The organism is Streptomyces sp. NPDC007971 (genome assembly GCF_042958635.1).
Lineage (GTDB): Bacteria > Actinomycetota > Actinomycetes > Streptomycetales > Streptomycetaceae > Streptomyces.
On record NZ_JBIBJK010000010.1, the window covers coordinates 145,922 to 169,889 of the forward strand.

At 72.7% G+C, this 23,968-nt stretch carries 19 protein-coding genes; 5 read left to right on the plus strand and 14 right to left on the minus strand.

Going from position 1 to position 23,968, the window contains the following annotated elements:
* Nucleotides 1-154 precede the first annotated feature (154 nt).
* From ACFZCP_RS22375 to ACFZCP_RS22395, 5 genes are all read right to left on the minus strand, one after another.
* Nucleotides 155-799 carry a response regulator gene (locus ACFZCP_RS22375; protein WP_391429217.1) on the minus strand — a complete coding sequence of 215 codons (645 nt, stop codon included), beginning with the start codon at nt 797-799 and terminating at the stop codon, nt 155-157.
* The gene (locus tag ACFZCP_RS22380; RefSeq protein ID WP_391429219.1) at nt 787-2,037 is read right to left on the minus strand and encodes a histidine kinase; all 1,251 of its coding nucleotides are present in this window, start codon (nt 2,035-2,037) and stop codon (nt 787-789) included. The genes ACFZCP_RS22375 and ACFZCP_RS22380 overlap by 13 nt, the downstream gene beginning before the upstream one ends.
* Nucleotides 2,038-2,708: 671 nt before the next feature.
* The gene (locus tag ACFZCP_RS22385) at nt 2,709-3,197 is read right to left on the minus strand and encodes an FAD-dependent oxidoreductase (protein WP_391429221.1); all 489 of its coding nucleotides are present in this window, start codon (nt 3,195-3,197) and stop codon (nt 2,709-2,711) included.
* 347 nt (nt 3,198-3,544) lie between these two features.
* Nucleotides 3,545-3,919: a hypothetical protein gene (locus tag ACFZCP_RS22390; RefSeq protein ID WP_391429223.1), complete on the minus strand. Its 375-nt coding sequence runs from the start codon at nt 3,917-3,919 to the stop codon at nt 3,545-3,547.
* Nucleotides 3,920-4,131: 212 nt separating this feature from the next.
* Nucleotides 4,132-4,998: a helix-turn-helix domain-containing protein gene (locus tag ACFZCP_RS22395; protein ID WP_391429225.1), complete on the minus strand. Its 867-nt coding sequence runs from the start codon at nt 4,996-4,998 to the stop codon at nt 4,132-4,134.
* 252 nt (nt 4,999-5,250) lie between these two features.
* Here ACFZCP_RS22395 and ACFZCP_RS22400 point away from each other — a divergent pair, with 252 nt between their 5' ends.
* Complete coding sequence (locus ACFZCP_RS22400; protein ID WP_391429227.1) at nt 5,251-6,510, plus strand: S8 family serine peptidase; 1,260 nt, start codon at nt 5,251-5,253, stop codon at nt 6,508-6,510.
* Between the two features lie 193 nt (nt 6,511-6,703).
* Here the strand turns inward: ACFZCP_RS22400 and ACFZCP_RS22405 are convergent, their stop codons facing one another.
* The 4 genes from ACFZCP_RS22405 to ACFZCP_RS22420 form a co-directional block, all read right to left on the minus strand.
* Nucleotides 6,704-8,965 carry a transglycosylase domain-containing protein gene (locus ACFZCP_RS22405; protein WP_391429229.1) on the minus strand — a complete coding sequence of 754 codons (2,262 nt, stop codon included), beginning with the start codon at nt 8,963-8,965 and terminating at the stop codon, nt 6,704-6,706.
* A 95-nt stretch (nt 8,966-9,060) separates the two neighbouring features.
* Nucleotides 9,061-11,280, minus strand: a complete 2,220-nt coding sequence (locus ACFZCP_RS22410; RefSeq protein WP_391429231.1) for a glycosyltransferase — start codon at nt 11,278-11,280, stop codon at nt 9,061-9,063.
* Nucleotides 11,281-11,294: 14 nt separating this feature from the next.
* A complete protein-coding gene (locus ACFZCP_RS22415; protein WP_391429233.1) occupies nt 11,295-12,032 on the minus strand; it encodes a hypothetical protein in 738 nt (245 codons plus the stop codon).
* A 155-nt stretch (nt 12,033-12,187) separates the two neighbouring features.
* Nucleotides 12,188-12,706, minus strand: a complete 519-nt coding sequence (locus ACFZCP_RS22420) for a DUF1877 domain-containing protein (RefSeq protein ID WP_391429235.1) — start codon at nt 12,704-12,706, stop codon at nt 12,188-12,190.
* Between the two features lie 257 nt (nt 12,707-12,963).
* Here ACFZCP_RS22420 and ACFZCP_RS22425 point away from each other — a divergent pair, with 257 nt between their 5' ends.
* On the plus strand, nt 12,964-13,596 hold the full coding sequence (locus ACFZCP_RS22425) for a sigma-70 family RNA polymerase sigma factor (RefSeq protein ID WP_391429237.1): 633 nt from the start codon (nt 12,964-12,966) through the stop codon (nt 13,594-13,596).
* 87 nt (nt 13,597-13,683) lie between these two features.
* Nucleotides 13,684-14,568, plus strand: a complete 885-nt coding sequence (locus ACFZCP_RS22430; RefSeq protein WP_391429240.1) for a hypothetical protein — start codon at nt 13,684-13,686, stop codon at nt 14,566-14,568.
* Between the two features lie 191 nt (nt 14,569-14,759).
* Here the strand turns inward: ACFZCP_RS22430 and ACFZCP_RS22435 are convergent, their stop codons facing one another.
* The 5 genes from ACFZCP_RS22435 to ACFZCP_RS22455 form a co-directional block, all read right to left on the minus strand.
* Nucleotides 14,760-16,082: a M64 family metallopeptidase gene (locus tag ACFZCP_RS22435; protein WP_391429242.1), complete on the minus strand. Its 1,323-nt coding sequence runs from the start codon at nt 16,080-16,082 to the stop codon at nt 14,760-14,762.
* A 350-nt stretch (nt 16,083-16,432) separates the two neighbouring features.
* The gene (locus ACFZCP_RS22440) at nt 16,433-17,794 is read right to left on the minus strand and encodes a C1 family peptidase (RefSeq protein WP_391429244.1); all 1,362 of its coding nucleotides are present in this window, start codon (nt 17,792-17,794) and stop codon (nt 16,433-16,435) included.
* A gap of 318 nt (nt 17,795-18,112) precedes the next feature.
* Nucleotides 18,113-19,309 (minus strand): FAD-dependent oxidoreductase, encoded by a 1,197-nt coding sequence (locus tag ACFZCP_RS22445; RefSeq protein WP_391429246.1) that lies wholly within the window; start codon nt 19,307-19,309, stop codon nt 18,113-18,115.
* A gap of 93 nt (nt 19,310-19,402) precedes the next feature.
* Nucleotides 19,403-20,347 carry an RNA polymerase sigma factor SigJ gene (gene sigJ, locus ACFZCP_RS22450; protein WP_391429248.1) on the minus strand — a complete coding sequence of 315 codons (945 nt, stop codon included), beginning with the start codon at nt 20,345-20,347 and terminating at the stop codon, nt 19,403-19,405.
* 153 nt (nt 20,348-20,500) lie between these two features.
* The gene (locus ACFZCP_RS22455) at nt 20,501-22,558 is read right to left on the minus strand and encodes a cell wall-binding repeat-containing protein (protein ID WP_391429250.1); all 2,058 of its coding nucleotides are present in this window, start codon (nt 22,556-22,558) and stop codon (nt 20,501-20,503) included.
* Nucleotides 22,559-22,856: 298 nt separating this feature from the next.
* Here ACFZCP_RS22455 and ACFZCP_RS22460 point away from each other — a divergent pair, with 298 nt between their 5' ends.
* Both ACFZCP_RS22460 and ACFZCP_RS22465 read left to right on the plus strand, forming a co-directional pair.
* Nucleotides 22,857-23,069, plus strand: coding sequence for a hypothetical protein (locus tag ACFZCP_RS22460; RefSeq protein ID WP_391429252.1), 213 nt, complete (start codon nt 22,857-22,859; stop codon nt 23,067-23,069).
* 285 nt (nt 23,070-23,354) lie between these two features.
* Nucleotides 23,355-23,915, plus strand: coding sequence for a hypothetical protein (locus tag ACFZCP_RS22465; protein WP_391429254.1), 561 nt, complete (start codon nt 23,355-23,357; stop codon nt 23,913-23,915).
* Nucleotides 23,916-23,968: the final 53 nt, after the last annotated feature.

Below are 23,968 nucleotides of genomic sequence, written 5' to 3' on the forward strand. Positions count from 1 at the left end.
CCGGCAGGACGTCCGATGGCCCCGGGCCGCGGTGGACGCTCCCCGCGACGTGAACCGTCCCCGGCGCCCGGGCCGGGGGACAGGCTGGTGGGGACGGGTACGGCCGGGGTAGTCCGTGGTCGACCGGGATGCCGGCGCTGACGCTCGCGGTTTCTCAGGACACACCGAGGAACCGCAGTACGGCCAGCACCCTGCGGTGGTCCGCGTCCGCCCGCGGCAGATCGAGCTTGGCGAAGATGCTGTTGATGTGTTTCGCGACCGCGCTCTCGCTGACCACGAGCTGTTCGGCTATCCCGGCGTTGGACCGGCCGCCCGCCATGAGCTCCAGGACCTCGCGTTCCCGAGGGGTGAGCCGGTCCAGCGGATCGCTGTGGCGGCGCACCAGCAGCTGGGAGACCACCTGCGGGTCCAGCGCGGTGCCGCCCGCCGCCACCCTGCGCAGCGCACCGGCGAACTCCTCGACGTCGGCGACGCGTTGCTTGAGCAGATAGCCGATGCCCGACGTGTGGGCGGACAGCAGATCGGCCGCGTACCGCTCCTCCACGTACTGGGACAGGAGCAGGACCGCCGTGTTCGGCCACTGCCGCTTGACGACCAGCGCGGCCCGCACCCCCTCGTCCGTGAAGCCGGGAGGCATACGGACGTCCACCACCGCGATGTCCGGCCGGTGCTCCTCCACCACCGACAAGAGCGTTGCGGCGTCGCCGGCTTCGGCGACCACCTCGAACCCGGCCATCTCCAGGACCTTGACCACGCCGATCCGGAGCAGCACGGAATCCTCGGCGATCACGGCACGCACGGCAGCTCCACGGTCATCACGGTCGGCCCCCCGACGGGGCTGTCGACCGACAGAGTGCCATCCACCGATGCGACCCGCTTGGCCAGCCCCGCGAGCCCGGTGCCACCGGCGGGGTCGGCGCCGCCCACACCGTCATCGCTGACGGCGACCAGCAGGACGGACCCGAAGCGCTCCACGGTGACCTCGGCCCGGGACGCCTCGGCGTGCTTCACCACGTTCGTCAGCGCTTCGGAGACGACGAAGTAGGCGACGGCCTCGATCGTGGGCGACGGCCGCGACGGCAGGTCCACCTTCACCCGTACCGGAAGGGGCGCCCTGGCCGCGACACCCGAGAGCGCCGCGTCGAGGCCACGGTCCTCCAGGACGGCCGGGTGCAGCCCGCGCACCAGCCCGCCCAGCTCCTCCATCGCCTCCTTCGCCTCCCGGTGCGCCTCGTCGATCACGCGGCGGGCGTCCTCGGGCAGGTCGACGAGCGTTGCCCGGGCCAGTCCGAGGTTGACCGCCAGGGAGACCAGCCGCTGCTGGGCGCCGTCGTGCAGGTCCCGCTCGATGCGCCGCCGTTCGGCGTCGACGGCGTCCACCAGGCCGGCCCTGCTCTCGGTCAGGTCGTCGACCCGGCGTGCCAACTGCTCCTCACGGCTGGGCCCGAGCAGGACGGTCGCGATGCGGGTGTCGAGCCGGGAAAGGGCGCCGGACAGATACGCCGCCGCGTAGAGCAGAGCGAGGCCGGCAGCGGTGACATAGGCCGCCCAGGTGGTGTACCCGGGGAGGTCCAGGCGCCAGTCGAGGGGCACCAGCCACAGCCACGCGTAGACCGAGACGGCCGTGGCGGCCGCGCCCCACATCAGGAGGACGAGGGCCGCCGCGAGGGCCAGCAGGGGTCCGTCCAGCAGGTGGTACATGAGCTGCCGCCGTCCCGCCGGGGTCCGTATCCATGCGCGCGGTGCGGGACGCCGCCCCGCGTGGGGCGAGGGGATGTCCACGCCGAGCCGGTTACGGAAGCGGCCGTGCTGCGCCGCGGTCACCAGCTGCCCGGCCAGCACGACGGCGGTCAGCGGGACGAGGACCGCGAGCAGAATGGCCCACATCGCTGTCGGCACGAAGAGCATCCATGGCAGTGCCATGACGAGCAGCACACCGAGCTGGATCAGGACACCGGTGGCAAGGAACGCCACCGCGCGGCCGACTCCACGGAACGGCCGCAGGATCACGTGCCGCAGACGGGCGGTTGTTTGCATGGGAAGACGGTATGTGGCGGGCTCAGGGGTGTTCCATGGCGCAGACATCCGCCCCGGGGGTGCAACTGGTGCCACCCCGGAACGGACATCCGGGTTACTGACTGTGATCGCCGCGCGGTGAAGGCTGGAGGTCGCAGCCAGAGCCGGAAACGCGAGGAGACCGATCCGATGAGCGCGCCGAGTGACCGTCGAGGACATGATGCCGGGTGCCGGCCGGCGGCGGGGCCCGCCGCCGGTACCGGAGGGAACACATCCTGGTCGTCTGCGGGCTGGCCCTGCTGCCCTGGCTGGTCGCGTTGGCCGAGGGCCTGCCCGGAACCGCCGACGCGGAAAACGGGCACCTTGTCTGGATCGGTCTGGACGCCTTGGAGGCCCTGGGCCTGATCGCCACGGGGCTGCTCGCCGGACGCGGCCACCGCCTGCACCCGCTCACGGCGACCGCCACCGCGACGCTGCTGGTGGTCGATGCCTGGTTCGACACGATGACGGCGGCGCCGGGCACGGACCGGATCTCCGCGGTGGCGATGGCACTCGGTGCGGAGCTGCCGCTGGCGGTGCTGTGCGTCCTCATGGCGGCACGGGGGCTCACCCGCACCGTGGCGGACGGGCCGCTTCCCGGTCCGGCTCCGGGTGACGGGCACGGGCGGGAGAAGCGGCACGTCGCCCGCGTGTCAGGCGGGGACCACGGGTGCGTGCCAGTCGATGCGGTAGCGGTGGGCCCAGCCGAACATCCGCTCCGGTTTCAGGAACGTCCGTGTCGCCAGGGGCATCAGCAGGGAGATGGCCTTCGTGGCGAGCGGGCCCATCGACTTCTGGCTGTTGGTCCTCACTCCGGTCAGCCGCTTGCCGTACACGGTCGGCACGCCCGTCGCGGCGGCCCGTTCGCGCACGGCCCGGTACAGGTCGGCGCGCCACATCACCCGGCTGGGCGGCAGGCCCGTCAGCCCGCCGAACTCGCCCATCCGCCCGCCCCGTCCGTCGGTCATGACCATGCGGCGGATCGGCTGACCGGCCAAGCCCCGGTCCACACCGGCGACTTCCCGCGCGCCGAGCCCGTTGGGTGCGACCATCAGCATGCCGCCGAGGCCGTCCGCCGTGTTCTCGTAGGCCTCGTAGACGGTGGCCTCGATGCCCGCCCTGCGCAGTGCGAGGGCCGTCACCGGTCCGGCTATGCCGCTCCGACGACGGCCGCCGGTACCGGCCCTCGCCGGTGCCCGGCGGATCCGGACCTGCGCAGCGGCCGGCTCAGCTGGACCTTCGAGGAACTGACCGCTTTCGCCCGGAGCACCGGGCAGCAGGCGCCGGCCGGCCGGACACCCTCGAAGCCGGACGCCGACCTGCGCTGACCGCGCGCCACGGCGCAGGCGCCGTAGCCACCCGGCCCGGGGGGTGAGGGCACGAAGCCGGCCCCGACCCGGGGATGGACAGGAAGCCGGCCCCGGCCCGAAAGGAAGGCACGAAGCCGGCCGGGGGCGAAGGCGTCGGCTCCGGAGGTCTCGGCGGTGTGTCAGTCGGGCACGCAGCCGAACCAGTTCAACGTGTCCTTGTCGGTCGTGTAGCCCATGCACCTGACGGTCCGGTTGTGCAGGGTCTCGGTCCGGTCGATCCCTCCGTTCACGTACTCCGTCTTGTAGCGCGGCTGGACGAGGGTGTCGATGTCGACGACGTACCAGCGGCGGCCGTTGTCGGGCGCGCTGCAGCCGTGGCCGGTCATGTTGCGGCTGGGGTCGTCGATCCATATGGGCCGCTCGACACGGTCGCAGTGCGCGTGATGGCCGTCGCCGTCGGCGGCGGCACTGCCCGCGCCGGCGCCGAGCAGGGCCGTGGCGCCCATGGCCGCTGCCGCGGTGGCGCCGAACAGGCGCCTGAGAGTGGGGGTCATCGGTGAGGTCCTCCTGCCAACTGTGGTGACGGCCCGGAAGCGCCGCGCCATCCTGGTGCGATAGTCACACTTGTCCGGGATGTCCGGCCTGGCGAGGTGCGGCACAATCCCCCGACCCGGTGACGCCGGTCATGCCAATGCAGCAGGCCACCCCCTCGTCGGCCGGGTCGGCCGACCCGGCCGGCAGGGCAACGAGCCCGGCTTCGGGCCGGTCAGCGAGGCAGAGGGTCCGGGGCAGGGTCCGGGCCGGGGTCCGGGCCGGGGTCCGGGCCGGGGTCCGGGGCCGGGGTCGCGTCCTTCCACACCGTGTGGAAAGCCAGTCGCAGGCAGGCCGCCAGGGCCGGGTGCTCGATGAACAGCGTGGTGGTGGAGCCCGCGCCGGCCACCGGGTCGGGCATGTCGCACAGGACGAGGGAGGCGTCGGCGACGACGAGTTTCAGCGGGAGTTCGCGGGCGAAGCGGGCGTCCTCCCCCGCGGCGGCGAAGCGGCGCACATGCTCCACCGTCCCGGGGTCGCCGAGGGCGTCGTCGAGGTAGATCGCCCGGACGGTGCCGCCCGCCCGGTGGAGCCGGCGGACCACCGCTATGCCCTCCGTGTTCTCGGCGGGGGCGACGAACGGCGGCTTGCAGAAGGTGAGGAGTTCGTGCCGCGCCTGCCGCTGGATGTCGGCGAAGCGCTCGGCGATGGCCTTCGGGTCGCGCAGGATCTCGATGTAGTCGAGCGGATCGGTGTGCTCCCGCCCCTGGGACCAGAGCGGCTGCAGGACTCCGGCCAGCCCCTGGGAGACCCGCTCCAGCCGGTCGAGGGACTCGCGCTGCAGGGCCATGAGCCGGGCGAGCGCCAGCTCGGGCGTGACGGCGGAGTACGTGGCCACGCGCCCCGGGTGGGTGGTGGCCAGTTGCCGCCGCACGAGCGCGTCCAGCACGTCGTAGACCCGCTGGCGCGGTACGTCGGCCTCCCGGGCCACCTCCGCGGCCGTGTAAGAACCGCGCCTGACGAGTGCCAGGTAGACCCGCGCCTCGTAGCGGGCCAGGCCCAGTGACATCAGGTCGTTGATGGATCCCTCTTCCAGCTCCATGGCTGCACAAGGTAGCGGCGCGCGCGAAGGAGTCGAGGGAAAGCTTTTACCAACTGCCTCTATTCCGGCGGACAAGTTGTCCATAGCCTCATCCGTAGCCACCACTGACCGGGGTGGCAACAACCAACAGCATGCCCGGAAGTCGGCTCCCCCACGGCCACCCCCAACGGGCGATTGTCATGCTCACGACAGTACTGACGCTCACCCGGCCGCCGTCCCGGAGCCGCCCATCCCCCCACGGAGGGCAGTTCATTGCGTTCTCATCGCCGTAGGACCTCGATACGTCGCGGCGCCCCCGCGCTGCTGTCCGCAGCAGCCCTGATCACCGGCGGCCTCGCCGTCGCCACCCAGACGTCGGCCTTCGCGACGACGACCACCGCATCCCCCGCGGTCTCCTCCGCCTCCACGGTGCACACCCACCGGCTCTGCTCGGAACCGAGCAAGCCCGGCTACATGGCGTGCCAGTCGGTCGTGCGTACCGACGTGAAGGCGCAGAAGACCCTCGGCCGTCACGACACCCCCAAGGGCTTCGGACCGGCCGACCTGCAGGCCGCCTACAACCTGCCCAAGGACGGCGGCAAGGGCGCCACGGTCGCGATCGTCGACGCGAACGACGACCCCAACGCCGAGAAGGACCTGGCGGCCTACCGGTCCCAGTACGGCCTGCCGGAGTGCAGCACGGGCAACGGCTGCTTCAAGAAGATCGACCAGGACGGCGGCACCAACTACCCGACGCCCGACGCCGGTTGGGCGGGCGAGATCTCCCTCGACGTGGACATGGTCAGCGCAGCCTGCCCGCAGTGCAAGATCCTGCTCGTCGAGGCCAAGTCCGCCAACATGGAGGACCTCGGCGCGGCCGTGAACCAGGCCGTCAAGCAGGGCGCCAAGTACGTCTCCAACAGCTACGGCGGCGGCGAGGAGGCCAACGACACCACCGCGGACGACCAGTACTTCAAGCACCCCGGCGTCGCCATCACCGTCAGCTCCGGTGACAGCGGCTACGGCGTCGAGTACCCGGCCTCCTCGCAGTACGTGACCTCCGTCGGCGGCACCTCGCTCAAGAAGGACAGCAGCACCCGCGGCTACTCCGAGTCCGTCTGGGGCACGTCGGCCGGCGGCGAGGGCGCGGGCTCGGGCTGCTCGAAGTACGACGCCAAGCCGTCCTGGCAGAAGGACACCGACTGCGCCAAGCGCGCCGTCGCCGACGTCGCGGCCGTCGCCGACCCGGCCACCGGTCTCGCCGTGTACGACACCTACCAGGCCAGCGGCTGGAACGTGTACGGCGGCACCAGCGCCTCCTCGCCGTTCATCGCCGGCGTCTACGCCCTCGCGGGCGCCCCGGGCTCCGGTGACGTCCCGGCCTCGTACCCCTACGCCCACCCGGACAAGCTGAACGACGTCACCGACGGCTCCAACGGGTCCTGCAGCAACTACCTGTGCAAGGCGGGCAAGGGCTACGACGGCCCGACGGGCCTCGGTACCCCGAACGGTGTCGCGGCCTTCACCAAGTAGGCCGGGCAGGAAGGCGCCGCGCAGGGCGGCCACCGGCAGGAGACCCTGCGCGAGCGTGAGCGCTCAGCAACCACCACGGGCCTGAGGCGACAGCAGTGGCCGCTGTCGCCGGTACCGGGCCCGTCCGCTTCGCCCCGTCGGTCCGACCGGCGGGGCGAAGTGCTGTGCGGCGGCCGTCCTCGGCGCGCACCGGTCAACGGCACCTGTGGTGGTGGCACTTGGGCGCTGCCGTCGGAGCGGCCGGCGTGGCGGCCGCGGTGCTGGACGGCCGCTTGCCGGGCCTGCCCGTCCTGTCCGTTCTGCGGGTCCTGTCGCCCTTCTTGTCGTGACTCTCGGACGGGGAGGGCCGGGGAACGCCGGGCTCGTCGGCGCCGCGGCCGAGGGGGGCGGGGGCGGGGAAGGGGGTGTCGGGGAGACCGGTGAGGGCGTCGCCCATGTACCGGGTCCAGATGTCGGTGGGGATGTCGCCGCCGAACACCTTCTGCAGACCGCCGACGCCCACCAGGGACTGCAGCTGCGGGTGGGCCGGGTCCTCGCGGAAGAGGACCACGGAGGTGGCCAGTTGGCGGGTGTAGCCGACGAACCAGGCCGAGCGGTAGTCGTCGGTCGTTCCGGTCTTGCCCGCGGCCGTCCTGCCGAGGGCCGCGGCCTTGGTGCCGGTGCCCCGGGCTATGACGCCCCGCAGGACGTCGGTCACGTTGTCGGCGACGGCCGCCGGCAGCGCCCGTACGGGGGCGGGGGCCTTGAAGCCGGGCAGTGCGGAGCCGTTGCGGGTCACCTCGGTCACCGAGTAGGGGGTGGCCTGCACACCGGAGGCGGCGAAGGTCGCGTAGGCGCCCGCCATGCGGATCGCGCTCGGTGTGGAGGTACCGATGTAGAAACCGGCGCTGGGGGCGGCGAGGCTGTCGGAGCGCAGGCCGAGGGCCTCGGCCGTCCGCGCCACGTCCTGGTAGCCGACGTCCTCCCCCAGTTGCACGTACGGCGTGTTGACCGACTGCTCCATCGCCTGGCGCAGGGTGATGTAGCCCCAGCGCCGGGGGGTGTCGTTGTGCTGGTGGAGGAGGCCGGTGGGGTCCTTGTCGTCGGTGACGTAGGTGCCCTGCTGATCCTTGATCCTGATGCCGTCGTCACCGTCGAACCTGCTGGCCGGGGTGATCGACGCCGGGGGCTCGCCCGGCCGCAGTACGGCTCCGTGCTGGAGCGCCGCGGCGAGGACGACGGGTTTGAACGTCGAGCCCACCGGGACGCCGACGGTGTCGGCGTTGTCCGAGTAGTGGGCGTGGTCGAAGCCGGGGCCGCCGTAGACGGCGAGGATCCGGCCGGTCGCGGGTTCCACCGAGGCGGCTCCGACCTGGACGTCCCGGTCGGCGGACCGGTGGGCGGGGTCGAGGCGAGCCGCGCGGACCGCGGCGACGGACTTCGCCAGCTGGGCGGTCCGCTTCCTGTCGAAGGTGGTGTGTATCTGGTAGCCGCCCCTGCTCAGGCTGTTGTCGGTGATGTCCCGGTCGTGCGTCTCGGCATACGACCTGGCGAGCTGGACCAGGTAGCCGGTCTCGCCGGTGAGCCCCGAGCCGGAGGTCCACTTCCCGGGTGCGGGGAATCCGGCGGCCGCGTACCGCGCCCGCTGGGCAGGCGACAGCTTGCCGATCTTCACCATCCGGTCGAGCACCCAGGACCAGCGCGCCTGGGCCCGCGCCCTGGCCGTGGGGTCGGAGTCCGCGTGCTGGAAGAGGCTCGGTTCGTTGACCGCCGCGGCGAGGAAGGCTCCCTGGCTCGCGTCGAGCTTCTCCACCGGGCGGTTGTAGTACATGCGGGCCGCGGCCTGGATGCCGTTGGCCTGGCGGCCGAAGAAGCAGGTGTTCAGATACCCCTGGAGGATCTGCTGCTTGCTCATGGAGGCGCCGATCTTGGTGGAGATCAGCAGTTCCCTGAACTTCCGTGACACCGTCTGCGACTGGTCCAGGTAGGTGTTCTTGACGAACTGCTGGGTGATCGTCGACCCGGACTGGACGGAGCCGCCCGCGGCCATGTTCGCGACGGCGCGGAGGATGCCCTGCGGGTCGATGCCCGGGTCGGTGTAGAAGGACGAGTTCTCCGCGGCGATGAAGTCCCACTGCACGTCGGCGGGGACCTGCGCGAGCGTGATGTTCTGCCGGTTGACGGTGCCGTCGGTCGCCAGGACCGTGCCGTCGGACCAGTAGTAGACGTTGTTCTGCAGCAGCGTCCTGGGGTTCGGGTCGGGGATGGTGATCGTGGCGTACGCATAGCCGACGGCCGCCGCCGTGGCGCCGAAGCAGAGCAGGAAGAGGCCCAGCAGCTGCCGCACCGACGGCAGCCAGCGGCGCGGTCCCGTCCGGTCCCGGTGCGGGTAGTCGATCCAACGTTTCTTCTGCGGCGCCGCTCTTCGCGCGCCGCTGTTGGAGCGCTGCGGCGGCCGACGGCGGTGTCCGCTCATGGGCTTGGATCACTGTCCTTTCGGTACGACTCGGTACGACTGCGGTGTCCCGTACCGGTACGACTGCGGTGTCCCGTACCGGTAGGGCGGCGATGTCACGTGCGGTACGACGGCGATGTCACGTGCGGTACGGGCTCCCGGAAACCGTCGTGGGACGTCCCGTCGCCCGCCGGGGCGGCCTGGAGGCTGCCGTACCGCTCCATGCGCTGCCATCGCAGCCGAGATCCCGACACCGCGGTGAAGACGGACTGGATCACCACCAGGTACATCAGCTGCCGGTAGACGAACTGCTGCAGCGGCAGGCTCCACAGCGGGCCCGGGCGCTCCCCGTCCAGGCGGAACGCGTACAGACCCATCAGGAGTTGCATCAGCAGGAAGGCCAGCCAGAGCCCGGTGATCCGGACCGGGTCGAGGAAGAGCAGCCCGTACAGGGCGAAGATGTCCACGACGGGGGCGAGCAGCGGCAGCAGGACCTGGAAGAGGAGGAGATACACCAGGCCGCGGCGGCCCAGTTTGCCGGCGGCGCCGCGCTGGACCAGCGCGCCGCGGTGCTTCCACATCGCCTGCAGGGTGCCGTAGCACCAGCGGTAGCGCTGGCGCCACAGGGCGCCGAGCGACGCGGGTGCCTCGGTCCAGGCCACCGCGCCCTCCTCGTAGACCACACGCCAGCCGTCGCGGCACAGCGCCATGGTGAGGTCGGTGTCCTCGGCGAGGGTGACGTCGCTGACGCCTCCGAGGTCCAGCAGCGCCCGGCGGCGGAACGCACCCACCGCTCCCGGGACCGTCGGCATGCACTCGGCGAGGTCGAACAGACGGCGGTCCAGGTTGAAACCGACCACGTACTCGATGTGCTGCCAGCGGCCCAGCAGACCACCGCGGTTGACGACCTTGGCGTTGCCCGAGACGGCGCCCACCCGGGGGTCGGCGAAGGGCTGCACGATCGTCCGCACGGTGTCGGGTTCGAAGACCGTGTCGCCGTCGACCATGACCACCAGCTCGCAGGTGGCCGCGGCGAGTCCCGTGTTGAGCGCGGCCGGCTTGCCCGCGTTCTGCTGCCGGATCACCCGCACCCCCGGCAGGCGGAGCGACTCCACCAGGTCGGCGGTGCCGTCGGTGGAACCGTCGTCCACCACGATGATCTCCACCGGATGGTCCGAGGCTGCCAGGGAGCGCACGGCCGCCTCGATCCCGGCACTCTCGTTGAAGGCGGGGACGACGACGCTGACCGGCTCGTTCACCCGCGGCCCCCGGGGCCCGCCGCGGCGCCGCGTGCGCAGCCGGCGGTGCCGGCGGGCCGCGATCAGGACGGCCGCCGCGCGCAGCACACTGATCGCTCCGGCCGCGAACATCAGCCCGCCCAGCAGCCGCACGACCCAGTCCCCGGCCTGCAACAGGCCGATGAGGACCATCCCCTGCAGATGGTCGCCGAGCCCGGCGCGCTGGACGGGCCCGGCCATGCCGACCGCGGCGCCGACCGTCGCGAACCGGAAGCCCTGTGCCTTGAGCCGTGGGATCAGGGCATCCAGCGCGGCGACGGTCTGCGACCGGTCACCTCCGCCGTCGTGCATCAGCACGATCTGCCCGCTGTGGCCGTGCGGTGTCGCGTTCGCAAGGACGCGGTCCGCACCGGGTCGCTGCCAGTCCTCGGCGTCCTGTGTCGAGAGCACCGTGACGTAGCCCGCCGCGGCGGCCTGCCGGACGACGGCCCAGTCGGCGTCGTCCAGCGCGTCGTTCTTCGACGAGTAGGGCGGCCTCAGCAGTGCGGTGGTCTTCCCCGTGGCGCCGGCCACCGCCAGCTGCGTCTCCCGCAGCTCCAGGGATCGCTGCCACGGGGCGAGGCGGGACAGGTCGGGGTGGGTGAAGGTGTGGATGCCGATCTGGTGACCTTCGGCGACGATCCGGCGGACCAGCTCCGGATGGGCCACCACCTGGGTTCCCACGACGAAGAACGTCGCGTGCACATGGTTGCGGCGCAGTACGTCCAGGATGCGCGGCGTCCAGACGGGGTCGGGGCCGTCGTCGAAGGTGAGCGCGACGGTGCGGGCATGGACGTGGGCGGTGTGCGCGGAGGTGGCGGCGTCCGCGATCACGGGGCCCCCGTGGGCCACCTGGCGGGGCACCGCGTCGCTCCGGCCGCGGGCGCCGGTCACGTCGTCCGAGGTGATCCCGAACATGTGGTGGGTGTACCCCTGCAGCAGGAGGGCTGCCGACAGGGTCACCGTGAGCACGCCCAGCAGGAGCCAGTGGGTGCGGGGTGTGCTCCGGCGGGTGCTGCCGCGGCGGCCGGAAGGAGCATGGTGTCGGCGATCGGTCACGTCAGGGCCTCGGGTCACTTCACGGGCCGGTGGGACGAACCGAGGGCGCGCCCCTTGGAGGAGGGGGCAGGGGCGGCGGTCGGGGCCGGGGCCGGGGCCGGGGCGGCGATCGAGGTCGGCGCAGCCGTGGACCGGGGCGTGGCCGCGGGGGCGGTGGAGGCTGCCGACCGCTCGGCGGGGCCGGGGGTCTTCCGCGCCGCGGCGCCGGAGCTGTTGTGTCCCGCACCGGGGCCCGCGCTCCTCGCCGGGTGTCCGGTGCCGGACGAGGTGCCGGGTGCGGTCGCCCGCGGCGTGGCCGGGTGCGTGGAGCCCGCCTGCGGGACGAACGGAGAGCTGATGCTGGGGCCGCCCAGCAGCGTGCTGATCAGCAAAACGACATAGACGCCGGCAGGGATCACCAGCAACCGGGCGGCGCGGCGCACGCGGCGCTGGCGCCGCCCCGAGGAATCGACGAAGACGGGCCGCCCGGACTCGCTCTCGGGCGTGTCCGGTTCTGCCCCGGAAAGGCCGGTGGCGTCGAACACCGGGAGCTGCGCGGTGAGGACGTCACCGTGCGGGGAGTCCCACGTCGTCGGGGTGTGACCCGTCGGCTGCGTCCACTGCGCGGCCCGCACCGCGTCCCAGGGCTGCGGTGCCGTGTCGGTGGTGACACTCCCGCCGTACCCGTGCTCGTGGCTGTAGGCACGCACGTACCCGACGCCGTCGTACGGGTCCTCGCCGTACACCGCTCCGCTTTCGTCTGTCCACCGCACGAGTCGCGTCCCCTTGTCCTGGCCGACCGGCACGGCCGCCCCCATGGAAAGAGCGAACTCGGCCGGAAGTGTTACACCTGAGGCTCACGGGGCGGACGAAGCATTCCGAAAGACCTGATCCGGACCAGGGGCGTGCAGATGTGCCGATACCTGCCTCAGGCCGCCAGCCGCTTCACCACCGCCTCTCCGCACTCGGCCGCCTGCGCGTAGAACGCCCTCAGCTCCTGGTGCGCCGCGGCGAACGCCCCCCACGTCTCGGGCTCCGCCGCCGCGCCGCCGTAGCGCGGCAGCAGTTCGTCGCGGGCGAAGCCCCACAGCGCATCGAAGTCGGCCTCGCCCAGGAACCCGGCCACCCGGCGCGCCTGGGCCGCCGTCAGCACCAGGAGCCGCGGCTTGTGCCGGCCGGGGCGGAACACCGGCCGGCCGCCGAGGACGACCTGGTCCTGGGGCCGGTCCTGGAGCCGGTCCCGGGGCCGGTCCTGGGCACCGTGCGGAAGAGCACCGGCGTAGATGCGCTCCTGGTCCAGACAGCGCTCGTCCAGCGCCTCCTCGCGGTGCCGGCCACTCCGGTACCGGACCACCTCCACGTCGTCCTCGAACTGCCGTTCAAGCCAGGTCACGCTGTTGCGCAGCGCCGGGGGCGGCACCGCTCGCATACGGAGGTACGCACTCATGTCAGATGGAGCGCACTCGGGCTCCGAAGCATTACGCGGCAAGCGCGGACGTCGTCGGCAGGCCGCCCGCACCGCCCCGCCAGGGCCCCTTCGCCCCGGCGGATGCGCGGCGGGAAACCGGCGGAGCGGTGAAGGATCACAGAGGCGTTGTGACATTTGTGTGAGGACGGACGCTGTTTTCCAAGGGGCCGTCGATGCGACCGGAGCGCGACGGACGACACGGACTCGCGATGAACCCGGTGCGAACGAGGACAGTCTTGGGCCAGGTACGGCAACCCCGGCGTGTACAGGCGTACGACGGGGAGCTGGGCGCTGCGGTCGCGCGGGCCCAGGACGGCGACGAGGCCGCTTTCGCGGTGGCCTACCGGATCGTGCAGCCGGGCCTGCTCGGCTATCTGCACGGGCTGGTCGGCGAGGACGCGGAGGACGTGGCCTCCGACGCCTGGCTGGAGATAGCCCGCGACCTCGGGCGCTTCAAGGGCGACGGGGCCGGGTTCCGCGGCTGGAGCGCGACCATCGCCCGGCACCGGGCACTGGACCATCTGCGCCGCCAGCGCGTGCGGCCCCGGGCCGGCGGGACCGAACAGGACCTGCTGCACCTGCCCGGCCCGAACGACACCCACGACCAGGCCCTGGAGTCCCTCTCCACCGAGCAGGCCCTGGAACTGGTCCGCGGGCTGCCGCGGGACCAGGCCGAGGCCGTGCTCCTGCGGGTCGTCGTGGGCCTGGACGGTCCGGCCGCCGCACGCGTCCTCGGCAAGCGTCCGGGAGCGGTTCGCACGGCCGCCCACCGGGGCCTGAAACGCCTCGCCCGTCAGCTGGGCGTCGGCGGCGAGGCGGACGAGGGTGTGACGGATGAGGCTTCCCGAACGCTGGGGCAGTCGAAATGAACGACAACGTCGACACTGGGCGGCTGGCAGGCGCCAGGCCCAGTACCTCGAACGAATCCAAACGGTCGGACGGAAACGGAAGCGGACATGGGTGAACGGCTGAGCGGCGACGGAGTTCCGGTCCGTCACCGGCATGGGCACCCTGGCGGCACCGCGTCCGGCCCCTGGGACGGGCACGACTCCGCCACGCTGGAAGCGGTGCTGGCCACCGCCCTGCGCGCGGGCCGTGCCGACCCCGAGGCCGAGCAGCGGGCCCTGACCGCCTTCCGGTCGGCCGGCCACGGCGACGGTGTGCGCCGGGCCCGTACCCGGCGCCGGGACGACTGGCGGCCGTCCGGGGAGAAGCGTTGGGGACGCCCTGCGCGGATGACGTTCGGCGTGGTGTTCGCCAGCCTCACCCTGGGTGGTGTGGCGGTCGCGGCCATCGGTTCCGCCGGCTCGTCCTCGGACGGTGCCGGTGCCGGCCGGGGCACCGCGCGCCCGTCGTCGGCGGCCGCTCCGCACCGGCCGGGCGCCACGGGCTCGTCGGCGTCCTCCGGCGGCCCGGGCCGGACGGGCCACCCCTCCACCGCCCGGGACACCGAGGCCCACTGCCGCGCCTACGAGCGGGTCGGCAAGCACGGCAAGGCACTTGAGGCAACGGCCTGGCAGCGGCTCGTCGCGGCTGCCGGCGGCAAGGACAAGGTCGCCGCGTACTGCTCCGAGCAGCTGACGCGGGCGACGTCCGGGCCGAACGGCACGCGCAGGTCCGGCAAGGACGGCGCGCACGCCGGCAACGGCACGGCGGGGAACAGCGGCGACTCCGGCAACGGCACGTCCGGTACATCCGGTACATCCGGCACGTCCGGCACGTCCGGCACGGGGAACTCCGGCGCCGACCACGGCAGCACGCACAGCCCGACCGGGAACGGCCAGTCGGGCGGTGCGAACGGCGGGGCGGACGGCGGCAAGGGCAGCGGGAAGCACGCGTAGCACCACGCCCGTGCCCGCGGCCGTGCGCGCACCGGGGCCTGCGCGCACCCTGGCCTGCGCGTGCACCCGGGCCTGTGCGCAGACGCGTACCCGGGCGGGCGCCCGGGTGCATGCCCGCCGCCGCGTCCTGCGGGCGCCAAGGGCCTACAGGTCAGGAGGGCAAGGAGAGGAGGCCGGGACAGGCCTGTGCCTCACCGCACCGTCCAGGTCAGCGAGTCGGACGTCAGCGCTCGGACCGCAGGGTCCCGTACGGCCGTCGTGCGGTCGGTCACGGTCGCCGTGATCTCGTGGCCCCGGCCGTGGACGCCCAGCCCGTGCGGTGTCACCGACAGGTCGCCGGTGGCCCGCGGCACGGGTCTGCCGTCGACGTACCAGGTCAGTTCGAGGTCGGCGAGGCCGGTCAGCGGGGCGAGGCGCACGGTGATCCGCCGCCCCTTCCCGACCGGACGGGACGTGGGGACGGAGGAGGTCAGCGCGTCCGCGTCGGCGTAGAAGCCGGCGATCATCGCCTCGCGGCCGACGACGTTGAACTCGGTCGAGGTCAGGGAGCGCATGATGGACGTCTCGGTCGGCCGGTAGATGCCCGTCTCGTAGTAGCCGCCGCCTTCGTAGGTGCCCACGACCGAGCCCGTCGGGTCCTGGGCCCCGAGCCAGCGGTACCACTTCGTCGTGCCCGGGTCGCGCAGGAGGGTGAGGTTGGCCTCGGCCGGTTCGTCGGCGGACGGGTAGGCGCCGTAGCCCGCGTACTGGTACTCGTCGGCCAAGTGGCCTATGGAATGGCCCAGTTCATGGGCGCCGATGAGGTACGACCGGTCGTTCCCGGACGACATCGTCGCCACGCCGTGGAAGGGCGAGCCGGGCGGCAGGTCGCCGGCGGAGTAGCCCGCGCCGCCGTACTTGGCGGAGTTCGCGAGGACGAAGACGATGTCGGCGTCCGGGGCCAGGGCGGCGTAGTCGGCGACCTTGTCCGTGTCGACGCACAGCAGGCGTTCGAGGTCGTCGCAGAAGAAGCGGGCGCCCAGCGCGGTGTCCTTCGCGACCTCGGCCGTCGGGTCGCCGGAGACGCCGGACTCGTGGGAGACGGCGTTGACCAGCCACACATTGAACAGGCCGCGGTAGCTCCGGTACGGCTCGATGCCGAAGATCGCGTCCAGTTTCTCCTTGGCGTCCGCGGCGAACCGGCCCTGTTCGTCCGCGGTGTAGCCGTCGCCCATCACCACCAGGTCGAGCCGTCCGGTCACCGGTCCGGTCCGCCCGAGCGGCCTCACCGCGGGCGTGGCGCCTGCGGGAGCCGGCGTGCGGCGGGCCGTCGGGGCAGGGGTGCCCACCGGGACGGTCACCCGGCTGGGCTCCGCCCCGGGACCGGGGAAGTACTCGACGCGCTGGGCGCGAAGGGGGGCGCCGGCCGCCTGGGCCGAACCCGGGTGCGCCCCGACGACGAGCGCAGCGGCGGCGGCCAGGGCGGCTCCGGCGGCGGCGGTCCGGCGTAGGGCGGCTCTTGCACGGTGCGGCACGGAAACCTCGCTTAAGCATCCAGTTAAGTGGACTTAAGATCGCACTTAACTTAGGGAGCCGGACGGGAATCGGCAAGCCCTGCACGATGATTGACGGTCCGTCAGCGCATCAGTGCGGATGGACTACACGCACTGCGGGGGTATCGGGCGGTCAGCCGCGGCCGGTGGCCATGGCCCAGGACCCCGTCGGCGTCGGGCAGTCACCGGGACCGGGCATGCCGCGCGCCCCGGGTGGTTGCCCGGCAACACCGCGACGTGGACCGTCAAGCCCGCTCTCTCAGCGGCGAGGACTCCCATGGGGGCACGGGGTTTCGGACGACGAGGGCTCCTACGAGGCCTGAGGTGGGGCCTCAGGCGGCCAGGGCTCCCATGGGGTCCCAGGCGGGCAGGACGATCGGCGGCCGGCCGAGGGCCTCGGCCAGCTCCGGCGGCAGCGCGGAGCGACGGACCGCGATCTCGAAGACATGCTCGCCGAACCAGGAGTCGTTCATGGTCCAGAAGCCCTTGTCGGCCCTGTCCTCGCCCCAGCTGTTCTCCACCCGCCAGCGGCGCGCGCTCCCGTCCACCACGTCGACCCCGGTGAACAGCATCGCGTGGGTCATCTGGGTGTCGCAGTGCAGCAGGCGGGCGGCCTTGTCCATGGTGAAGGGAGTGTCGTAGACGGCCGCGTAGTCGAAGAGTGCGGCGTCCCAGACCCCGGCGTCCGCACGCATCATCTTCTCCACGTCGCAGCCGAACCACACCGGCTCGCCGCCGACGATCGCGTCCATGGCCAGCCGCTTCATCAGCTCCATCGGCACGTTGAGATAGACCACCGGCGGGGCGTCCACGATGTTGCCCAGGTACTCGACGGTGAAGGTGCGGCCGACCGGGCTCGACTCCCGCGGGTCGTGCACCAGGCAGACGTACTCGTCCAGCGGGAGCTGCACGTACGAGGCGGCGAACTCGGCCGGGGTGAGCCAGCCGTCGCGGTGGAACGCCTTGTCCTTGTCCTCCCACTGCCACAGGAACCGCTGCGGAGGCGTGCCGAGGTGGATGCTGAGCACCCGGTGGACGGCGGCCAGCACCTCCCGCTTGCGCTCGCGCTGCGCGCCCGCTCCGTCGGCGGCCCGCAGGCGCAGGTCACGGGCACCCTGGCGGAGCAGGGTCTTCAGGGCCCGGTTCATCGCCCGGGTCGCGGAGGAGCTGTCGGTCTCCGGCATGGCCGACTTGGGCACCAGACCGTGCCGGGCGACCAGCGCCACGAACATGTTCCACTGCCCGCCGTCACTGATCGGGTCCGCCAGCAGGTACGCCACCGTGCGGTCGTCCACGTCCCGGTCCGAGGTCTCGATGACCGCCTCGAGGAAGTGGTTGGCGCGCTCGAACTTGTCCCACCACATGAGGTGGTTCTGGGAGAACTCGAAGTCCTTCACGCCCAGCTTCCGCGCGGCGCCGACCCGGAGGAGGTTGAGCCCCGCGAACATCCAGCAGCGCCCGCTCTGCTTCTGGTTGGTGGCCTTCCAGTCGTCCAGGTGGTGGGAGACCGAGTGGTCGGTGCCGGTGAGGACCCGCCGGTCCAGGGCGACGTCGTCCACCGGCGTCTGCGTGACGGCGTTCTGCATCAGCCGGTTCAACGGCCGTGACGCGAACTCCTTCTCGAACAGCTCGATCTGGTCCGGCGTCACACTGCGCCCCATGGCCTGGCGGGAGTCGTCGTTTCCGAAGGTCACAGCAGTTTTCCTCCAGTTCCCAGCGGTTCTGCAAGGAGCGCGTCCTCACCGTCGCACGGCCGTTCAGCCGCGTCAACGGCGCGGCGAGGGCGAGCCGTCGGCGCCGCCGGGTGCCGCCGGGTGCCGCCGGGTGCCGCCGGGTGCCGCCGGGGCATCCTCGCCGCGCGGACCGGCGGCGAGGCGGGCGCCCTCGCGCCGAGGGCACCCGTTCCACCGCACCGCCGGACCGACGACTGATCGCCGCCCCGCCACCCCGCCACCTCGCCGGACCGGCATCTTGACCGCCACCGTTCAAGCCGACACTCCGACCGCCACCGTTCAGGCCGACGCCTCGACCGCCGTGCCCGCCTGGGCCGGCTCCCGCACGATGCGGCGGCGCCGGGCCGGCAGCCCCACCGTCGGGTTGGCGACGGCCCAGGCCGCGCCCTTGCAGACCAGTTCCTTGTAGACCGCGGCGAGCCGACCGGTCAGGGCCGCGCTCACGGCGCGGTCGTCGGCGGTGACGTACTGGATCAGGCCCTCCTTGCGGCCCAGCGAGATGCACTGGTTGAAGTAGCGCAGCGGCACCTTCGGAAGCTTCCCGCCGGTCAGGCGTGCAGCGATGGCGTCGGCGGCCTGCCAGGCCATGGGGGTGCCGGAGGCGCACGACATCCGCAGCGGCTTGCCGGCGGGGCCGACCGCCATCGCCGCGTCACCGACGGCGTACACGTCCGGGTGCGAGAGCGAGCGCATGGTGCGGTCGACCATGATCTGACCCGTGCCGGTGACCTGCAGGGTGGTGGCCTTCGCGATCGGGTGGACGGCGAACCCGGTGGTCCACACGGTGACCGCGGCCGGGATGGACGTGCCGTCCGCCGTGGCGATGCTGTCGCCCCCGACGCCGGTGACGGCGGCGTGCTCGTGCACGGTGATGCCGAGCCTGCCGAAGACCTTGTGCAGGTGCCGACGGCCCCTGGGCGAGAGCCAGTCGCCGAGGCGGCCGCGGGCGGCGAGGGCGACGTCGAGGTCCGGGCGGGCCTCGGCGATCTCGGTCGCGGCCTCCAGGCCGGTGAGGCCGCCGCCGACCACGACCACGGGCTGTCCGGCGTCCAGGCCGGCCAGGCGCTCGCGCAGGCGGAGCGCGCCGGGGCGGCCGGCGATCTCGTGGGCGTGCTCGGCGGTGCCGGGGACGCCCTGGTCGTTCCAGCCGCTGCCGAGGGCGTACACGAGGGTGTCGTAGGCCAGTTCCTCGGTGCCGTCCGCGGCGCGGACGGCCACGGTCCTGCGGTCGACGTCGATGCCGGTGACCTTCGCGAGCTTCAGTTCGACGGCGGTGCCCGCGAACATCTCGCCGAAGGGCCGGGGCCTGAGGTCCTGGCCGGCCGCGAGCTGGTGCATCCGGACCCGCTCGACGAAGTCGGGTTCGGCGTTGACGAGGGTGAGGGCGACGTCCTCGCGGCGCAGCCGCTTGGCGAGCCGCCCCGCGGCGATGGCTCCGGTGTATCCGGCGCCGAGGACGATGATGCGGTGCTGCATGTGGGCGCTCCTGTCTCGGGCGGTTTCGCCACCTGAACCGGGCAGCCCGCCGTTTCCTGACAGCAGCGCGATGTGAAGCAGCTCACATTGCGATCAGAAGGCGGTGAGCAGGGGTCCGCCGTGGTCGCCGGCCGCCCACCGCCGGGTCGCGCGGCCGAGCTTGTCGGGGTTGACCTGGTTGCGGAACGCGGCGATGCCCTCGGCCGTGATCTCCAGGCACATGACGCCGACGACCCGGCCGTCGAGGACCGCCACGGCGGCGGGGCCGCCGTTGGCGGTCGTGGCGTAGACCTCGGGAGAGCCGCCGACCAGGTCGCGCTTGGCCTTGCTGGGCTTGAACAGGCCCCGCATGAACGTGGCGACCGCGAGCGCGCCCTCGAACGCCTTGGCACGGGCCGGGACCTTCCCGCCGCCGTCGCCGATCGCGATGGCGTCCTGGGTGAGCAGCCGCACGAGCGGCTCGGTCCGGCCGCTGGTGGCGGCCGCGAGGAACTCGTCGATGATCCGCCGGGCGGCGGCCTCGTCGATCTCGGTACGGGCCCTGCCGTCCGCGACGTGCTTCCTGGCGCGGTGGAAGATCTGCTGGCTGGCGGCCTCGGTGATGTCGAGGATCTCGGCGATCTCCCGGTGCGGGTAGGCGAAGGCCTCCCGCAGCACGTACACCGCCCGCTCGCCCGGGGAGAGGCGCTCCAGCAGGGCCAGGACCGCGAACGACACCGATTCGCGCTGTTCGGCGGTGTCGGCCGGGCCGAGCATCGGGTCCCCGGCGAGCAGCGGCTCGGGGAGCCACTGGCCCACATAGGTCTCGCGGCGCGCACGGGCCGAGGTGAGCTGGTTGAGGCACAGGTTGGTGAGCACCTTCGTCAGCCATGCCTCGGGGACCTGGATGTGGTCGACGTCGGCGGCCTGCCAGCGCAGGAACGTCTCCTGCACGGCGTCCTCGGCCTCGCTCGCGGAGCCGAGGAGGCGGTAGGCGATGGCTTCCAGGCGGGACCTGGAGGCCTCGAACCGCTCCACGTCGTTCATGGTCAGGGCCATGGCCCGGATCCTAGCTCCGGTCGCCGGGATGTACGGCGGTGAGTCGGTGTCCGGCCGTGACGGCCCCGCGCGACGACCGGGGCCCGGTGGTCCGCCGGAAGGCGGGGGACCACCGGGTGCGGGTGTGGGTGCAGGTGTGGACCGGTGCCTCGGTCAGCGGGCGCTGTGCGCGTCGCGTGCGGGCAGGTGCCGGCCGGGCACCACGGTGGGAACGGCCGTCGGACGGGCGGCGCTGCCGGGAGAGGCGAGGGCCGGGACCCGGGACTGCGGCGCCGCGGCGGCCGGTGCGGGCAGGTTGCCGTTCGCCGCCCAGTAGGTGGACGTCCAGGCGCTGCTCGCGGCGATCGCCGAACCGATGGCGGTGCGGTTGGCGGGCGGGTACGACGTGTTGCCGCCGAAGGTCTGCACCACCCAGATGCTCGCGGCTTCCTGGCCCAGGTAGTACGCGGCCGGTGCCGAGAGCGTCGCCCGGCTGGACCACAGCATCGGTCCGTAGGTGGCGCTGGCGGACCCGCCGGCGACGGCGTTCTGCCAGGTCCAGGTGTCCTCCACGACGGCCTGCGTCGGTGCCGACCACCAGAACCGGGCCAGGTTGACGGCGACGTCCTCATGGGTCTTGCCGCCGATGGTCCAGAAGTTCCAGACCTTGTCGAGGGGCGCGTGCTCCATCGCCTGGGTGGCGTTGTAGCCGACCGTCACCATGTTCGTGGTCTTCGGGTTCAGGGTGTTCAGGAAGTTCCTGACCGAGGACGGGACGGACTTGCCGTCCGTCAGCAGGACCACGCCGGTGCCGTGGTAACCCAGCGCACCGGCGGCCGTGGAGGCGGCGATCGGGTCGTGGTACTCGTTGCCGTCGGCGACGAAGATCCAGCTCGGGGTCGCGCTGATCTGCTTGGCGACGCGGGCCGACAGCGCGGAGAGGTCGGTGCCGTCCAGCCGCAACGGCTTGTAGCCGAGCGCCTGCACCTGGCTCGCCACCTTGGAACCGAGGATGCGGGTGCCGCCGTTCAGGTACACGGTGCTGCCCTTGGGCAGCGAGCGCTTGAGCTCGGCGGCCGCGGAGGAGTCGAGCCCGCTGCCGGAGGTCATCAGGACCGGCCCCTGCTTCTCGGCGGCGAGGGCGATCGCGGGGGCCGAGTACGTGGCGTTGCCCTTGTTGACCAGCACCGCGGACCTGGCGGCGACGAGGCCCGGGACGTGCCTGCCGCCGGACGTGTCGAACGTCCAGCGGGAGGCGGCCCCGTCGATGCCGATGGAGCCGGATCCGTAGACCCGGACCAGGGAGTTCTTCCGCAGCGGCTGCCAGGCGGGCCTGGCGCCCTTGCCCGCCCCGGTGACCTGGGTCGACGTCCCGCTCGCCAGGTCGAGGATCCGCACCGTCTGCACGTCGTCGGACGAGCCGGCGTGCGAACCGTGCGCTTCGTAGGCGATCCGTCCGCCGGCCGGGTCCCAGGTCGGGGCCAGGTGGTCGGAGGGATCGGTGGTGACCTGCTGGACGCCGGAGCCGTCCGCGGCGGCCGTGAACAGCTGTGTCCAGCCGTCGACCGAGCGCGTGAAGGCCAGTTTGCTGCCGTCCGCCGAGAACACCGGCGAGGAACCGGACGCGATGATCTTCGTCAGTGCCTTGGTGTCCGGGTCGTACGTCCAGATGCCCGGACTGTCGTTGCAGCCGCCGGAGCGCCGCTCGAAGGCCAGCGTGCCCGACGCGCCGGCCGTCGGGTGGGTGTCGCAGACCGTCGACGGCTCCTGGGCGCCCGTCAGCAGCGGCTCCGGCGCCCACGATCCGTCCGAGGGCCCGTAGACGAGCTGGCCGGCCGTGGTGAACACCACATACTGGCCGTCCAGCCAGAACGCCGGGTCCTCGTAGGACGCGCTGGAGCGCACCTTGGTCGCCCACGGCAGGGTGACGACCGAACTGGTGCCGGTGACCCGGCCGGTGGCCAGCTGGCTCCAGCCGGCGACCACCCTGCTGCCGTCCGGCGACCAGTTGGGCGTGTACCCGAAGTTCGGGATGTTGGGGACGGAACGCAGCCCCGTTCCGTCCGCGTTGACGGTCTCCACACCCGTGGAACCGCCGTGGAGACTGATCTGACCGCCCGTGATGTCATTCGGTGCGGCCTGCGCGCCCGGTGCGGCCGCACCGAGCAGGCCGGCCGCCAGCGAGGCGGCCGAGGTGAACGCCGCGAGATTGCGGCGCGAGCGAGAAATCAACGAGAAGCCCTCTCCCCATAAGAGTGCCTGCTTGTCCGTGGCGAGCGTCCCGACCCGTCCCGATCCGTTCTGTCCCGTTCCGTCACGTCCCGGACTACCGGTGTACGGCCCGGGCGGCTCCGGCGCGCGCAGGTGTCGCGCGGCGCCCCGGGTGTCGGCGATCACTCGTCGGCAGCAGGACGGTATGTGAATGTCACGAGGAACACCGGAACGGATGTTTGAACAGTGAATGAACAAACGATCCGGAGGGAACCCTCCCGGTCCGCACCGGACTTCCGCCTCCCGTCCGCTGCGGACGATGCCGTCGGACCACCTGCCCGCCGGGATGCTCGCCGCGGGCTGGGAACCCTGGCGGGCGGCGGGGCTGGTCGAGCTGTACGGGCTCTACGCGTCCGGCGGCGCGGCCGCCGTCGCCAGCGACGTGGAGAAGCCGACGGGCCGGCCCGCCCGGCCGTTCGCCGCGTTCGCCACCGAACACGCAGCCGCCCTGCGCGGGGAGCCGGGCAACTGACACCCGGCCGGGCCTGCCCGCGGAGCCCGGGCAGGCCGGGCAGGCCGGGCACGCGGCCGTCATGGCCGGGGAGCCAGGGCAGTTGGCACTCGGCCGTCCTACCCGGAGCCTGGGCAGGCCGGGCGATCCGCCACCCGGCCGCCATGCCCGAGCATGCCGGGCAGGCCTGTACGCGGCCGGTCCGTCCGGAGAAGCGGGCGGCCGAGCGGCTCACGGTCTTAGGAGCGAGCGCGCGACACGCCACCCCGGGGGATCCGTCCGGCCGTCCGTTACAGTGCGCGTTCGATGACCCGAGGGGGAGACGTGTTCGGAAAGCGGCTGATCGTGGCCGGGGTGACGGCGGTTCTGATAGCCGGGCTCGGCGCATGCGGGGGCGGCGGGAGCGCGGGCGCCGGGTCCGCGAGCGGCACCGGCCAGAGCGGCCCGGCCGGCACCGGGCAGGCCGGCCCGAGCCCCACTCCCGACGCCGTCTCCGGGCTGCGCGACCAGGTGCGGCACGTCACCGCGCGGACCACCAGGGCGACCCGGCCGCACATGGTCCGCAGGTGCACGACCGGCACACGCCGCGTCTCGCACACGTCGAGCAGCGGAACGGGCTCCCGGCGCCGCACCCACACCTCGTACACCACGGAGCACTACCAGCACTGCACGAAGGTGCGCAGCGGAACCGAGACGTACAAGCGGCTGGTCCGGCCGGAGCGGTGGTGCGTGAGCCTGGACGACGTCGACCGGAACACCGCACGGGACGACGTCTGGTACCAGGTCGACCGCTCGGCCTACGACGAGGCCGTCGCCGCGGACGAACACGCTCCCCTGACGTTCGTCCCGAAGGATCCCGGCTGCTGATCGCCGGCCGGCCCGTCACCCGGCGGCGGTCAACCGTCCGGTCACAGCCGGCC

Coding starts and splice junctions, on each gene's coding strand:
- ACFZCP_RS22380 (WP_391429219.1), bottom strand. CDS start 2,037: ATGCAAACAACCGCCCGTCTGCGGCACGTGATCCTGCGGCCGTTCCGT.
- ACFZCP_RS22390 (WP_391429223.1), bottom strand. CDS start 3,919: ATGACCCCCACTCTCAGGCGCCTGTTCGGCGCCACCGCGGCAGCGGCC.
- ACFZCP_RS22395 (WP_391429225.1), bottom strand. CDS start 4,998: ATGGAGCTGGAAGAGGGATCCATCAACGACCTGATGTCACTGGGCCTG.
- ACFZCP_RS22405 (WP_391429229.1), bottom strand. CDS start 8,965: ATGAGCGGACACCGCCGTCGGCCGCCGCAGCGCTCCAACAGCGGCGCG.
- ACFZCP_RS22420 (WP_391429235.1), bottom strand. CDS start 12,706: ATGAGTGCGTACCTCCGTATGCGAGCGGTGCCGCCCCCGGCGCTGCGC.
- ACFZCP_RS22430 (WP_391429240.1), top strand. CDS start 13,684: ATGGGTGAACGGCTGAGCGGCGACGGAGTTCCGGTCCGTCACCGGCAT.
- ACFZCP_RS22445 (WP_391429246.1), bottom strand. CDS start 19,309: ATGCAGCACCGCATCATCGTCCTCGGCGCCGGATACACCGGAGCCATC.
- sigJ (WP_391429248.1), bottom strand. CDS start 20,347: ATGGCCCTGACCATGAACGACGTGGAGCGGTTCGAGGCCTCCAGGTCC.
- ACFZCP_RS22460 (WP_391429252.1), top strand. CDS start 22,857: ATGCCGTCGGACCACCTGCCCGCCGGGATGCTCGCCGCGGGCTGGGAA.
- ACFZCP_RS22465 (WP_391429254.1), top strand. CDS start 23,355: ATGACCCGAGGGGGAGACGTGTTCGGAAAGCGGCTGATCGTGGCCGGG.